This window comes from Amycolatopsis sp. FU40, assembly GCF_021903635.1.
Classification (GTDB): domain Bacteria; phylum Actinomycetota; class Actinomycetes; order Mycobacteriales; family Pseudonocardiaceae; genus Amycolatopsis; species Amycolatopsis dendrobii.
The window spans coordinates 2,569,196-2,583,037 of sequence record NZ_CP091381.1 but is presented as its reverse complement, the minus strand read 5'-3'; the positions used below and the strand labels follow the sequence as shown (position 1 = coordinate 2,583,037).

The following is a 13,842-nucleotide window of genomic DNA, read 5'->3' as shown; positions in this document are numbered from 1 at the left end:
TACGCGGCGCGGTCCCGGAGCAACCTGATCCGCGGCGGTCGGCATTTCCGCCGTCACCGGACCGCGCCGATCTGACGATGATCGTTTCATGTCATGCCGCCAGACCGCCGTCCTGCTGGGCGCCCTCGCTGTTCTCGTCGCCGGGTGTTCGTCGTCGCCCGAGATCGCCCCGCCGGTGGTCGGCGGATCGCTGGTGGTGGCCGGCAAGGACAAGGCGGGGCAGCCCGCGGTGTGGCGGGTGACCGAAGGCGCCGCGACGCCGTTGCTGACCGGGAACACGGCGCCGAAGCTGCCCGCCGTGGCGCTGTCACCGGACGGTCGCACGCTCGCCTACGTCAACGGCTCCGGCCGGATCGTGCTGCACGATGTCGGCGCCGGCACGGAGATCGTCGCCCAAGCCTCGGTGACCGGTGCGCTGTGCGCGTCCTGGGCGCCCGACAGCGCGCACGTCGCGTTCACCTCCGAACAAGGGGTCTACACAGCCGACCGCAAGGGCGCCGTGGCTGGCCTCGTCACCCGGCCCAGCGGCAACTACCGCGACACCGGACCCGGCTCCTCGGGCCAGTACCGGGAAGTCGTGTCCGGGATGACGTGCGCCCGCTGGACCGACCCGGACACGGTGATCCTCAGCCGCTACAACGGCGATCTGCCTTCGGCGATCCCGTCCGCCGGCGGCGGCCTCGCGCCGAACACGACAGTCGTCGGCCACGTCGCCGCGGGCACTGTCCAGGACCTTCCCGAGGAGGAGAACCTCCTGCACGCCTGCCAGGGGCACGTGCTGCTGCACCGGTCGCCCGATCCGATCGTGACCGGCCCGACGCTCCTCGCGGACGCCTCCGATCTGTCGCACACCACCGAAGTGCCGCTGGGCGCCGGCGACGTCGCGTGGTTCTTCCAGCCGGGAACCTGCGCGCTCGTGGTCGTTTCGTACCCCGGCGACGAGGACAGCTACGACTACACCGTCAAGCTGTTCGACCCGGTCACCGGGCAGCAACGCAACTCCCGGACATTGCCGATGGCGCTGGGCGGCGACAGCGGCATCCGCGAACCCGCCGGCAGCAACTCGTTCGTCCCGTCACCGGTGCCAGGCGCGCTCGCCGCGGCCTACGCGGACGACAACACGCACGAGCTGGTCGTCGCGGACCTGACCACCGGCGGTGCCCGCCGGCTGGACGGGCCGTGGAGCGAGGCCGCGAAGGTGCTCGGCTGGACCGCCAAGTAGGACTCGGCGTTCCTGCCGCGGCGTGCCGTGCGGCACACGACCATCGGGCCGGAAAAGGTCCGCGACACTGACCGGGCTGGCCGCGCCCCGCAGGGTCAGCGGAAGAACAAGTCCACGAGCTGACATGCCGAGCGGCGCTGCAGCTGAAAAAGGCGCCGTTGTTCTACGCCAGGGGACGGTCGGCGGCGATCAGCCCTACCCGGTAGGCGAGCACCACCGCCCGCACCGGGTCGCGCAGGTCGAGTTTGGTCAGGATCCAGGAGACATAGGTCTTCTCGGTTTCCGTGGTGATGCTGAGCTTCTCGGCGATCTCCGCGTTCGACAGGCCCGCGGCGATCTCGCCGAGCACTTCGAGTTCGCGGCGGGCGAGGGTTTGCCGGACGCGGTCCAAGGCCGCGCCTCCGCGCCCAACGCGCCATCGCCGCGGCACCCGCCGACGTCGCGGTGCGGATCATCCGCGATCTGGCTTTCGAGTACCGCAAGGCGTTCGCCGGCATCCGTTACGGCCGGTACGTCGTGGTCGGTTTCTTCACCGCGGATCACGTGAAGCTCTGGCAGGGAAGCTCGGCGAAGGAATCCTGCGTCGGCACGTTCGGGTCGTGCCGTTCTGGGCCCCGGAGGAAGGCCCTCGCTCGCCTGGCTGGCAATCGCGCGGTTGATCGCTGCTCCGCTCCCGGAAACTGTCGGTGCCGCGTGCGAAGCTGATCGCGTGGAAGTGCACTTCGACGCAGAACTGTGGATCTGGGACGCACGGCGGACCGAGACCTGGACCTTCGTGAGCCTGCCTTCCGACATCTCGGACGAAATCCGCGAGCTGGGCGGACCGCGCCGGGGGTTCGGATCGCTGCGCGTGCAGGCCCGGGTCGGCGCCACCATCTGGCGGACCTCGATCTTCCCGGACAGCAAGCGCGGCTACGTGCTGCCGGTCAAACGCGCGGTGCGCAAAGCCGAGAAGCTCGATCCCGGCGACGTCGCCCGGGTGACCGTCACGATCCTCGAACTCTGACCCCAGCGAAGCCGGTCCGCCCGCGACTCGTCAGACCGGGCAGGGTTCCCAGCTTGCCGTCCGAACATCGCAAGTCTCCCTTATTCGCACGGAAACAGCGGATTTCGCACGCACGGCGCAAAACACGGAGACGACAGGCCGCCTTTCGAACATTTCCGGAGAATTCAAACACCGCCCGCAGCAGGGAAACGAGGTCGGATAGGCTCGCCGGGAACCCGCGTGACACAACGGCGAACGGAGTGCACATCGTGCTGCTGCCCGGCCCGGTCCAGCGAATCATCTACGGCGTTTACACGCACCGGCTGCGAAAGCAGCTCGTGGGCGCCGAATTGCCGGGGCACATCGGGATCATCATGGACGGCAACCGCCGCTGGGCACGGCAGATGGGCATGGCCGATCTCAGCATCGGTCACAAACGGGGTGCCGAGCACGTCGAAACCGTGCTGTCCTGGTGCGAACGCGCGGGCGTGCAGCACGTGACGATCTACCTGTGCTCGACAGAGAACCTCGCACGCCGCGACGACGCCGAAGTGTCCTATTTGATGCACCTGATCGAGCAAGTCATCACCGACAAGCTCGCGCAGCCCGACGCCGGCTGGCAGGTCCACGTCGCGGGCAGCCTCGACGCCCTGCCGGACACCACCGCGCACGCACTGAAGAACGCGGTCGAAGTCACCCGCGACTGCGACACCGGCTACCACATCACGCTGGCCATCGGCTACGGCGGCCGCCAGGAGGTCGTAGCCGCGCTGCGCTCGCTGCTCACCGAACACGCCGCCGCCGGGACGCTGGACGAACTCGCCGACACCATCACCATGGAAGACGTGTCCCGGCACCTCTACACCGCCGGGCAACCCGACCCCGACCTGGTCATCCGCACCAGCGGGGAACAACGCCTCTCCAACTTCCTGGTCTGGCAGAGCGCTTACTCCGAACTGTACTTCTGCGACACCTTCTGGCCCGCCTTCCGCGAGGTCGACTTTCTCCGGGCGCTGCGCAGTTACGCGCGACGGAACCGCCGCTACGGCCGCTGACCGTCGACGGCGGAGGGTCGCGTTCGACGGTCAGGCAGAGAGGCAGCTCGGCCGCCGGGAACGCTTTCGACGGTCGCCCTCACTGCGCGGCCAGCTCCTTCGAGGTCTTCGGGAGAAGATGCCCGCCGATTTTGCCGCCCGCTCGCGGTGTTCAGGCGTCCGGCCAGAGCATCGGCACCGCGGTCCAAGCCGTCCAGCCGATCAGCGCGGCCCAGCCCAGGATCCACGCGAACGCCGGGATTCCGCTCGCTTCGGCGAGCCCGGCGGCGTCGTCTTCGAGGCTGTAGTAACCGTGGCGGACCCGGGCGACCACGAGCGCCGCGACGCCGCCGAGTTCACTGGTCAGCAGCAGCCACGCTTCCAGGTAGGCGACGGTGTTCTGCAGCCAGCCCGGCGCCCACTTCAGCGTCGCGAACGCGGCCGCGCCCAGCGTCACCACGATCGCGAGGGTGAGCAGGTCCCGGGTCGCGAGCAGCACGAGAGCCATCGCCAGCACGGTCAGCGCGAGCACCGCCGGAGCTAGCCCCCGGTGCAGCAATGCGGCCGCCCCGAGCCCGGCCAGCGGCGGCGTCGCGTATCCGGCGGCCAGGGTCAGCACCCGCGACCAGCGCGACGTGCTCCAGGTGTGGGCGAGCCCGGTTTCGGCGCTGGTGACCTCGATCTGGAACACGCCGCCGCCGGTCACGATGCTCAGCAGCGCGTGGCCGCCCTCGTGCACGACGGTGCTCAGGACGTTGGCCCGGCTCAGCGACCGCCACCGCGCGGGACCGGCGAGCATCAGCGCGAACGTCGCCGCCGACACCGCGACCGCGAATCCGCCTGCCGCCAGCACCAGCCCGAGGCTGGGCGGGGCGAGCTGTTCGTTGAGGACGCTGAACACACCGCCGCTTGCGAGCCTCACCGGACCGCTCCCGCGGCGAAACCGGAGTGCTCGTCGAGCCCCAGATGGTCGCCACGGCGGAACACCTCTGCCGCGGCCTCCTGCTTCACCCACGCTGCGGGCATCGTCGGTTCTCCTCCCCCGAGGAACAACGGGCCACCCTACGATCACACAGGGGTACGACAATTTCGTACCCCCGACAGGTCGCCGGTATCGTCGGGTTGGTGGACGAAACGTCCTGGCCGGCCATGATCTGGCTCGGCGGCGCACCCGGATCCGGCAAATCGACCATCGCGTGGATGCTCAGCAGGCAGCTCGACCTCCCGCTCCACCCGGTCGACCTGTGGACCTACGACCACCGCGAACGGCTGCCCCAGCGACCGCGACACTCGACGACGAACTCGCCCAAGGCCCGGAGCACGCCGCCGCCGCGTTCGTCGCCACTGCGCACGCTCGGCTGCCGCTCGTGATCGCCGACGTCCGCGCCCGGGCCACCGAACCCGTGCCCGTCCTCGTCGAAGGGCCGCAACTCCTGCCCTCGATGGCCGATCCCCTGCCGACGGGCAACGCGGTGTTTCTCCTTCCCACGCCGGAACGGACACGGGCGGCGCGTGCCTCCCGGCCGGATGCGGATCCGCAGCGCCTCGAACGCCTCGTCGCTCGCGACACCGTCATCGCCGGGCTGATCCGCAGCCAGGCCACCGACACCGGCCATCTCGTCATCGAAGTGCCCGAAAACCCGGACTGGCCAGCGACTTACGATGCCGTGCAGGCCGCCCTCGCATCCGCGGTCACTGCCCGCCTCCCCGCTGGGCGCGAACTCGCGGCGCAGCGCGCGTTCGAGAACGACACCGCCGCCCGTCAAGGACGGCTCTGGGCCTCGGCCACCAATCGCGACGTGCTCCCCGGCAGCACCACGGTTCCCTACCGATGGGCCTGCGAATGCGGAGCAAGCGGCTGCATCGACCGCAGCCCCCTCGGCACTCCGCCGCCCCGCCCGCCCCGGTGAAACTGTCGCGCCCATTGCCGAAGCTCTCGCCGATCGACACCGCGACAAGCTGTCCCGCTGACACCGGCACTGACACGGGCGCCTTCCCCTGCGTCTGAGCCGTGACAGAGGCGTGTCCGCCGGGCAGGCGAATGTGGTCACAACGAACCGCCAAGCCAGCTAGGGAGACCGGAAATGTCCACGTTCACCACCCCCAACCCCATCACCGCCGCGCTGACCACCGCCGGCGCTCGCGTCCGGATCACCGCGGGCGAGCGAGCCGAGACCGTCGTGCGGGTGCTGCCCGTCGACGCGGCGAACTCGACCGACGTGAAGGTCGCGGAGAAGACCAAGGTCGAGTTCGCCGACGGCGTCCTCGCGGTCAAGACGACCAAGTCCGGCCGCCAGACCGGCTCGGTCGACATCGCGATCGACCTGCCCGCCGGGTCGAAGCTGGTCCTGAACACGGCCTGGACCGAGGTGCGGGCGGACGGCGCCCTCGGCGACTGCGAGGTCAACATCGGTTCGGGCGAGGTCCGGCTCGACCGGGTCGCCGCACTGCGCGCCAACCTCGGCGCGGGCGGGCTCGCGGTCGGGCACGTCGCCGGCGACGCGGTCGTCGAGGGCAGCGCGGCGGGCCTGCGGATCGGCGAGGCCGACGGCGAGATCCGCTACCAGGGCACCAGCGGCAAGGTCTGGATCGGCCACGCCCGGTCCGACGTCGACCTCGGCGGGTCCAACGGCAGCTTCGAGATCGGCACCGCGGACGGGAGTGTCGTCGCCAAGGCGGCCGACTGCCCGATCCGGATCGGGCGGGTCACGCGCGGCCAGGTGGAGCTGTCGAACGCGGCCGGCGGGATCGAGGTCGGCGTCAGCGCGGGCACCGCCGCCGACGTGGACGCGAAGAGCACGAAGGGCGCCGTGCGCAACACCCTCGGCACACCGGAGAGCCCGCGCGACACGATCAAGGTCCACGCCCGCACGCGGCTCGACGACATCGTCGTCCATTCCGCTGCCTGACCACCCGATCGGATGGCAGGATCGGACGGGTGCAGATCAAGATCCTCGGCCCGTTCGAGGTCCGCGACGGCGAGGCAGCCGAGGTGCCGGGCGCTCGGTTGCGCGGCCTGCTCGTCGCCCTCGCGCTCCGGCCGGGCCAGGTCGTCCCGAAGGCGTCGCTGATCGACTGGATCTGGGGCGAGCAGCCGCCCGCCGACGCCGCGAACGCCTTGCAACGCCTGGTTTCCCGGCTGCGCAAGGCGCTCCCGGGCGCAGTGGTCGAAGGGCTGACCGACGGCTACCGGCTGGCGATCGACCCGGACGCCGTCGACGCGGTGCGCTTCGAACGGTTAGCCGCCCAGGCCCGGGACCACGGGTCCGGGCGACTGCGCGAGGCACTGGAGCTGTGGCGCGGTCCGGCGATGCAGGACGTCGGCTTGCAGGACAGCGACGCGTTCGACGCGGCGGCCACGCGGCTGGAAGCCCTGCGGCTGGCGGCGATGGAGGATCGGTTCGAAGCCGAGCTCGACCTCGGCCGCGGCGCGGATCTCGTCGCGGAACTGACCGACCTGGTGGCCGCGCACCCGGTGCGGGAGCGGCTCGTCGCCGCGTTGATGCGCGCGCTCGCCGCCGCGGGCCGCAACACCGAGGCGTTGCAAGCGTTCCAGCGCATCAGGGAAACACTGGCCGACGAACTGGGCGCCGACCCCTCGCCCGAACTGTCCGCGTTGCACGTCGCGTTGCTGCGCGGCGAGGTGGGGCGGCGCGAGGAAAGCCGCAAGACCAATCTGCGCGCCGAGTTCACCAGCTACGTCGGGAAAGAAGCCGACGTAGCCGCGGTCCGCGACCTGGTGTCGCGGCATCGGCTCACCACCCTCACCGGGCCCGGCGGATCGGGAAAGACCCGGCTGGCGACGGAAACCGCCCGCACGTTGGTCGGCGACCTGCACCACGGCGCCTGGCTGGTCGAACTCGCCGCCGTCGGGAGCGGGGACGACGTCGCGCAGGCCACGCTGTCCGGGCTCGGCCTCCGCGACGCGCTGCTCGGCGAAGCGTCCTCCGCGGATCCGGTGGACCGGCTGGTCTCCGCGATCCGCGACCGCGAAACGTTGCTGGTGCTCGACAACTGCGAGCACGTCATCGAGTCCGCGGCCGCTCTCGCGCACCGCCTGCTCGGCGAGTGCCGCCGATTGCGGATCCTCGCGACGAGCCGGGAACCGCTGGGAATCACCGGCGAGGCGTTGTGGCCGGTCGAGCCGCTCGCGCGCGCCGAGGCCGTCCAGCTGCTGCGCGACCGGGCGACGACGCGGAACCAGGACCTCGCCGACGACCGGACGCTGGCCCGCATCTGCACCGCGCTCGACGGGATGCCGCTCGCGATCGAGCTGGCCGCCGTCCGGCTCCGCACGATGTCCGCCGAGCAGCTCGCGGACCGCCTCGACGACCGGTTCCGGCTGCTGACCGGCGGCAGCCGGACCGCTCTCCCCCGGCACCGGACGCTGCGCGCGATGGTCGACTGGAGCTGGGAACTGCTCAGCGACGGCGAACGGCTCGTGCTGAGCAGGCTGTCGGTGTTCGCCGGCGGCGCGAGCCTGGAGGCGGCGGAACGGGTCTGCGCGGGAGAGCTGGTCGACGAGTACGAGGTGCTGGACCTGCTCACCGCGCTCAGCGACAAGTCCCTGCTCGTCGCGTTCGGCGAAGGCGCGCCGCGGTACCGGATGCTCGGCACGATCAAGGAGTACAGCGCCGCACGCCTCGCCGAGGCCGGGGAGACCGAGCCGGCCCGGCAAGCGCATCTCGCGTACTTCACGGAGCTGGCCGAAACCGCGGAACCGCGCCTGCGCCGCGGCGAGCAGCTGGAGTGGCTCACCGTTCTCAAGGCAGAGAACGACAATCTCGTCTCGGCGATGCGCGGCGCGCTCGCGGCCGGCGACGCGCACGCGGCGATGCGGCTCGCGGCCGCCTGCGGCTGGTACTGGTGGCTCGTGGGCCGCAAGGCCGAGGGCATGGAGCTGATCACCGCCGCGATCGCGATTCCCGGCGAGGTCCCCGACGAGACCAGGGCGATCGTGTACGCCCTGACCTCGATGTTCGTCACGTCCGGGCCCGGCGACATGCCGGAAGCCGCGCAGTGGATCCACAAGGCGTACGAGTTCGGCAAGCACGGCAGGCACCGCCATGCGGCGTTGCGTCTGGTGGTGCCGCTGGAAATGATGCTGCGCGACACGGACGCGCTGCTGCCCGCGTGGGAGTCGCTGCTGGACGACGAGGATCCGTGGGTGCGAGCGTTGTCCCGGCTGCACATCGGCAAGCTGCGGATGATGCTCGGCCAGGACTGCGAATCCTGGTTCGACGAATCTCTGGTCGAGTTCCGGGTGCTCGGCGAACGGTTCGGCATCTCGTTCGCGCAGACCGAACTGGCCGGCTGTCTGGCCATGCGCGGCGAATTCGCCGAGGCCAGCGAGCATTTCGACCAGGCGATCGCCGTCGTCGCAGAACTGGACGCCCTCGACGACGTCGTCCAGCTGCGCATGCGGCAGGCACGACTGCACTGGCTCGCGGGAGACAAGGACGCCTGCGCCGCCGCGGTCGCCGAAGCGGAAAGACTCGCGGAAGGCGTCACCTGGCCCGGGACCCTGGCGTCGCTCGCGCTCGTCCGGGCAGAACTGGCCCGGTGGAACGGCGACGAGCAAGGCGCCTTCGACCAGTTCGGCCACGCGATGAGCCTGCTCGGCGACGAAGCGCGGCAACCACATCTGCGAGCCGCGGCCCACGACCTGCACGCCTGGTTCGCCGCCGACCTCGACGAGGCACGCGAACACCGTGCCGCGGCCTGCGACGCGGCGGCGGAAACCCGACGGGCTCCCGAGATCGCCCAAGCGGTCGTCGGAGTCGCTGACCTGGCACTGCGGCGCGCGCAGTACGACCACGCCGCGCGGCTGCTGGCCGCCAGCGCGCAGGTGCTCGGCCGAAAAGACCTGGCGAACCCGGACGTAACGCGAATCGAGCAGGAGGCGCGCGACCGCCTCGGGGACGCCGCGTTCGACCAAGCCGCTCAGGAAGGCGCCGCGGGCGTGTGGACCGAGCTGGTGGCGGTGCCGCTGACGCGGGCCTGATCCCGTGTCAGCGCCGTGACGGCTCGGTGTCTGGCCTCTCGGAGATCGTGGTGACATCAAGCCACCACGAGAGGATTTCCCGATGAGCCAGCAGCTTTCCCCGGTCAACGGCCTGCCGATGGACCGCGACGCCGGCCCGTTCGACCCGCCGTCGGCGATCACCGCGCTGCGCGAGACCCGCCCGGTCAGCCCGATGCTCTTCCCGGACGGCCACGAGGGCTGGCTGGTCACCGGGTACGACGCGGTCCGCCACGTCATGTCCGACGCCCGGTTCAGCAGCCGCCAGGACATCGGCGTGGTCCACGTGCCGTACGAGACGCCGGGCATGCCGGTCGCCACCGAACCGTCGCCGCAGATCCCCGGCCTGTTCATCAGCATGGACGCCCCCGACCACACCCGGCTGCGGCGCAAGCTCACCGGCGCGTTCACCGTCAAGCGGATGAAGCAGCTCGAAGACGGCATCATCGCGATCACCGAACAGCGACTGGACGCGGTCGCGCAGCTCGCGCCGCCGATCGATCTCGTGCGGGAGTTCGCGCTTCCGGTGCCGTCGCTGGTGATCTGCGAACTGCTCGGGGTTCCCTACGCCGACCGCGAAACCTTCCAGGCGAACTCGTCGAAGTTCATGGAACGCGACGTCAACCTCGAAGACAAAATGGCCGCGTTCGGCGCCATGATGGGCTACCTCGGCCAGCTGTGCACGGACAAGCGCGCCGAGCCGGGCGAGGACATCCTCTCCGACCTCGCCCGCGACGAGGACCTCAGCATCGAAGAACTGACCGGCATGGCGTTCCTGCTGTTGCTGGCCGGCCACGAGACCACCGCCAACATGCTGTCGCTGGGTGCCTTCGCGCTGCTTGAACACCCGACCCAACTGGCCGAACTGCGCGCCGACCCGACACTGTTCGCCAACGCGGTGGAAGAGCTGATGCGCTACCTGTCGGTGGCCGACATCTTCTACCGCTACGCGACGGAGGACGTCGAACTCGGCGGCGAGACGATCCCGTCCGGTTCGACTGTGGTGGTTTCGCTGCTCGCGGCCAACCGCGATCCGGGCCGCTTCGAGAACCCTGATGTGCTTGACGTGCACCGCAAGGTTCGCGGGCAGGTCGCGTTCGGGCATGGGATTCATCAGTGCCTGGGACAGCAGCTGGCGCGGATCGAGATGCGGGCCGGGTTCGAGGGGCTGCTGCGCCGTTTCCCGGACTTGCGGCTGGCGGTTCCGGCCGCGGAGGTGCCGTTGCGGACCAACATGAACATCTACGGGGTGCACGAGCTTCCGGTCACCTGGTCCTGAGCGTCCGCTCAAGAACTCCAGGCGGAAAGACGAGGACCGGGCGTCCTTCGCGGACTCCCGGGAATCAGCCCCGCAGTGCCGGGCCGATCCAGCGGCGAACCATCTCTCGCAGTTCGTCGTCGGTCGCCGGCGGCGTCGACGGGTACTGCAGGAACGACATGAACAGCCGCATCAGGATCTCGGCGAGTTCCTCGAGTTCAGCGTCGGTGCGCACCCCGGCGGCGAACCAGTCGACCTCGGTGTCGCGCAGGATTCGCGCGCCGAGGGAAAAGGACGGCGGCGTGGCGGTCCCGGCCGTGAAGTAGTCGGTTTCCCCGGCCCGCAGGAGCAAACCGAGATAGGGCTCGTCGGGCAGGCTGCGGACGGCGAACACGACGGACTCGACGGCGACCTCGACCGGGCTGTCGAACGCGGACAGGTGCCGCCGCATCCGTTCGGCGAACTCCTCGGCGCCCGCGTGGGCGACGGCACGCAGGATTTCGGCCAGGCTGGGGAAATAGCGGTAGACGGTCTGCCGGGTGACTCCGGCTTCGGCGGCGATGTGGGAGAGGTTGGTCTTGGCCAGCCCGGCGCGGTCGATGCACGCGATCGCCGCCTGCACGATCCGGCGGCGTGCCTCGTCTTCGGCGCCGGGCGGGTCGCCCTGCCATCCGTGGTACCCCATGGCGCTCATCGTTCCAGACGAGACCGCAGGTCACCGACGGGCGGGGCGCGCGGCGGCCACCAGCGAACCGGCGGCGATGAAGCACGCGAGCGCGTACGGTCCGCTCCCGATCGGGGACCCGTCGCTGGTGACGCCGTCCCGGGCGCCGAGGTAGGCGGGCAGCGCGCCGATCCAGCACACCGCCATGCCGCCCAGGTAGATCGCGGGGTAGTACCGGCCGAAAGCCGACGGCGGCTCGCCGGTGCCGCGTTCGCCGGAGCGCAGCTGTGCCACGACGATCCAAGCGCCGGCGAGCCACACCAAGCCCAGTTCCGCGCCGAGTATCCAGGCTTGCGCGACCTGGTTGGGATGGTCGCCGCCGAACAGGCTCGCCGGGAGCCCGGCGACCGCCATGGTGAACGGGGTGAGGACGCCCGCCGCGAGAATGCGCGGAACCAGCCGCCGGCCCCGGTGCGGCCGGCCGCCGGTGAAGCGCACCACGAGGTAGGTCATGGCCGCCATCGACACCGAGGCGAACAGCAGCATGCTGGTCATCGGAACCGAGGCCAGCGCAGGCTGGTTGACGACCTGGTTGGCCGGGTTCCAGGCCCACCACTTCAGTTGCGGGCCCACCTGGTCGAAGACCTCGTAGAAGACCTGGCAGGCGAATGCGACGGCGACGGCTCCGGTCAGCGGGCCGCGGCGGCGGAAAACCCCCAGCGACCGCACGAGTTCGTACGCGAGCTGGCTGATCACCGGATAGAACGCCACGATGTAGAGCGGCAGCCGGTCCCCCATGAACTGCACGGTGAACCGGTTGTGCGCGAAGATGAATCCGTACAGCCGGTCGAGGCCGAACCATTCGGGGAAGTACAGCGGCGGTTCGGTGACGACGAGATAGACCAGCGAGGCCCACCACAGCGCCAGGTTGACCGGGTCGCCCGCGCGATAGCGGCGCACGGCGTGCCAGAGCGCGAACACGGCGCCGCCGACGATCAGCACCTCCAGCAGCGGCATCGTCCAGTGCGCGAGGTCCCACGGCGCGCGGACCGAGACCACCGGGCTGGCGTCGTGGCAGTCGAAACCAAGCCTCCGGGAGACGTCCTCCGCCTCCGGCCCGCAGCCGGCGCTCATCCGGCGACCGCGGCCGGCGAGTAGTCGGTGGCCGGCGGCTCGGCCTGGGGATCGAAGCCGAAGGGCACCCGGTGCCTGCCCAGCATGGAGCGGACGCAGTAGCGGGCCAGCCCGGCGAGCACGCGCGGGGTGCGCACCATGTCGCCCAGCGACTCGTCGAGGTTGAAGACCTTCGCGAAATGCTCGTCGACGACGTCGTCCTCCCGGGCGGCGCCGACGATCAGGCTGAACGCGGGAGCGGAGACGGCCGCCAGCAGGCGACGTTGCCACCCGGGCAGCCGTTCGGTGCCCTCCGCGCACTCGTAACCCCGGTCCCGGGCCATCGCCAGAGTCCAGGGCACCTTGAGCAAGTCGCGTTGCGCGGCAAGGAATCGAGCGTCGAAGCTCGCGTCGAGATCGCGCGCGCGGGCCAGGTGTTCGCGAAGCAGCAGCGCCGAACTCGACGCGGAACTGATGCCTTGGGCGTAGAACGGATTGAACGCGCAGATCGAGTCGCCGACGAACGCCAGGCCGCGCGGCGGGCTCGGCCAGCGGTCGTAGCGCTGCCACCGGTTGCCGGTGGACCGGGTCAGGTGCACCTCCGAGGACGGCGTGCACCGGTCCATCGCGGCGGCGAACAGCGGCGTCCGCGTCCGGCGTGCCGATGCGACGAAGTCCTCGGCCGTCCGCGGCATCTCCAGGCCCCACGAACCCATGCAGGCGATGACCCGGTCGCCCTCGATCGGGAAGAAGTTCACCAGGAACTCGTGCTCCGCGGGGTGCTCGCCGCGGTCCTGGGTCGGCATGAGCACCAGGTGCTGCCACCACCAGGACGCCGGACGGCGTGCGGGAAGTTCGTACCAGCGCGAGGTGTAGGTGACCTTGGCGTCGAGGGTCCGCACTTCCGGCTCCGGCCAGCCCGCCGCCACCAGCCAGTTCGCGACGGGCGAGCCGCGGCCCATCGCGTCCACGACGAAGTCGGCGTCGAGATGCTCCTCTCCCCCGGGCGCGGCGATTTCCACGCCGGTGACCGCCCCGGCCGCAGTGGCAAGGCCACGCACCGCCACGCGCTCCCGGAGGTCCACATTAGACAGTGCACGCACCTTGTCCCGCAGCACGCGCTCGATGAGGACGCGCGAGCTGTAGACCATCGTCATCGCACTGCGTTTGCGCGCCGACCAGCCCTCGCGGTCCAGGTAGGCGGCGTCCATCGAGGGCATCAGGTGCAGCCCGCCCGCCGCGACGAGGTCGTCCTCGAAACCGGGGAAGAGCGCGGTGATCGCCCGGCGGCCCGAGTTCAACAGAAAATGCGGGTGCTTGCTCTGCGGCACCCCGCGCCGGTGCTCGGCCTCCTCCGGCAGCTCGTCGCGCTCCAGCACGAGCACCTGATCGAAATACGGGGACAGCGCCCCGGCGGCACACAGGCCCGCGACGCTTCCGCCGAGGACGACAGCGGTCTTGCCGAGATTCATCCGAACCAGCTCCGCTCGTCATTCATACAACTTTCGAGACAATGTATGAATGACGGCCCGGTGTGTCAATCG

At 70.5% G+C, this 13,842-nt stretch carries 13 protein-coding genes; 8 read left to right on the top strand and 5 right to left on the bottom strand.

Annotated features, from left to right (window positions below; all coding sequences use genetic code 11):
* The first annotated feature begins 88 nt into the window (after window positions 1–88).
* Window positions 89–1,222 carry a hypothetical protein gene (locus L3Q65_RS12805; RefSeq protein WP_237599749.1) on the top strand — a complete coding sequence of 378 codons (1,134 nt, stop codon included), beginning with the start codon at window positions 89–91 and terminating at the stop codon, window positions 1,220–1,222.
* A gap of 163 nt (window positions 1,223–1,385) precedes the next feature.
* On the opposite strand, the gene L3Q65_RS12800 is transcribed toward L3Q65_RS12805, so the two are convergent.
* Entirely contained in the window at window positions 1,386–1,613 is a 228-nt protein-coding gene (locus L3Q65_RS12800) for a LuxR C-terminal-related transcriptional regulator (protein WP_370648184.1), read from the bottom strand.
* Window positions 1,614–1,931: 318 nt separating this feature from the next.
* On the opposite strand from L3Q65_RS12800, the gene L3Q65_RS12795 reads away from it, so the two are divergent.
* Together L3Q65_RS12795 and uppS are read left to right on the top strand one after the other, a co-directional pair.
* Window positions 1,932–2,228, top strand: a complete 297-nt coding sequence (locus tag L3Q65_RS12795) for a DUF1905 domain-containing protein (protein WP_182889376.1) — start codon at window positions 1,932–1,934, stop codon at window positions 2,226–2,228.
* 239 nt (window positions 2,229–2,467) lie between these two features.
* The gene (gene uppS / locus L3Q65_RS12790) at window positions 2,468–3,262 is read left to right on the top strand and encodes a polyprenyl diphosphate synthase (protein ID WP_237599748.1); all 795 of its coding nucleotides are present in this window, start codon (window positions 2,468–2,470) and stop codon (window positions 3,260–3,262) included.
* Window positions 3,263–3,413: 151 nt separating this feature from the next.
* Here uppS and L3Q65_RS12785 read toward each other — a convergent pair whose 3' ends face one another.
* A complete protein-coding gene (locus L3Q65_RS12785) occupies window positions 3,414–4,163 on the bottom strand; it encodes a M50 family metallopeptidase (RefSeq protein ID WP_237599747.1) in 750 nt (249 codons plus the stop codon).
* Between the two features lie 203 nt (window positions 4,164–4,366).
* On the opposite strand from L3Q65_RS12785, the gene L3Q65_RS12780 reads away from it, so the two are divergent.
* From L3Q65_RS12780 to L3Q65_RS12760, 5 genes are all read left to right on the top strand, one after another.
* Window positions 4,367–4,612, top strand: coding sequence for a zeta toxin family protein (locus L3Q65_RS12780; RefSeq protein ID WP_237599746.1), 246 nt, complete (start codon window positions 4,367–4,369; stop codon window positions 4,610–4,612).
* On the top strand, window positions 4,609–5,151 hold the full coding sequence (locus L3Q65_RS12775) for a hypothetical protein (protein WP_237599745.1): 543 nt from the start codon (window positions 4,609–4,611) through the stop codon (window positions 5,149–5,151). The genes L3Q65_RS12780 and L3Q65_RS12775 overlap by 4 nt, the downstream gene beginning before the upstream one ends.
* A gap of 174 nt (window positions 5,152–5,325) precedes the next feature.
* Window positions 5,326–6,150 (top strand): hypothetical protein, encoded by an 825-nt coding sequence (locus L3Q65_RS12770; protein WP_182889378.1) that lies wholly within the window; start codon window positions 5,326–5,328, stop codon window positions 6,148–6,150.
* Window positions 6,151–6,179: 29 nt separating this feature from the next.
* Complete coding sequence (locus L3Q65_RS12765) at window positions 6,180–9,245, top strand: BTAD domain-containing putative transcriptional regulator (RefSeq protein WP_237599744.1); 3,066 nt, start codon at window positions 6,180–6,182, stop codon at window positions 9,243–9,245.
* Between the two features lie 82 nt (window positions 9,246–9,327).
* Entirely contained in the window at window positions 9,328–10,542 is a 1,215-nt protein-coding gene (locus L3Q65_RS12760) for a cytochrome P450 (protein WP_237599743.1), read from the top strand.
* Window positions 10,543–10,606: 64 nt separating this feature from the next.
* On the opposite strand, the gene L3Q65_RS12755 is transcribed toward L3Q65_RS12760, so the two are convergent.
* From L3Q65_RS12755 to L3Q65_RS12745, 3 genes are read right to left on the bottom strand one after another with little or no spacing between them, the layout of a single operon-like run.
* Complete coding sequence (locus tag L3Q65_RS12755) at window positions 10,607–11,206, bottom strand: TetR/AcrR family transcriptional regulator (RefSeq protein ID WP_237599742.1); 600 nt, start codon at window positions 11,204–11,206, stop codon at window positions 10,607–10,609.
* 30 nt (window positions 11,207–11,236) lie between these two features.
* Window positions 11,237–12,319 carry a hypothetical protein gene (locus L3Q65_RS12750; protein ID WP_237599741.1) on the bottom strand — a complete coding sequence of 361 codons (1,083 nt, stop codon included), beginning with the start codon at window positions 12,317–12,319 and terminating at the stop codon, window positions 11,237–11,239.
* Window positions 12,316–13,770 (bottom strand): NAD(P)/FAD-dependent oxidoreductase, encoded by a 1,455-nt coding sequence (locus tag L3Q65_RS12745; RefSeq protein ID WP_237599740.1) that lies wholly within the window; start codon window positions 13,768–13,770, stop codon window positions 12,316–12,318. Before L3Q65_RS12745 ends, L3Q65_RS12750 begins: the two co-directional genes overlap by 4 nt.
* Window positions 13,771–13,842 lie beyond the last annotated feature (72 nt).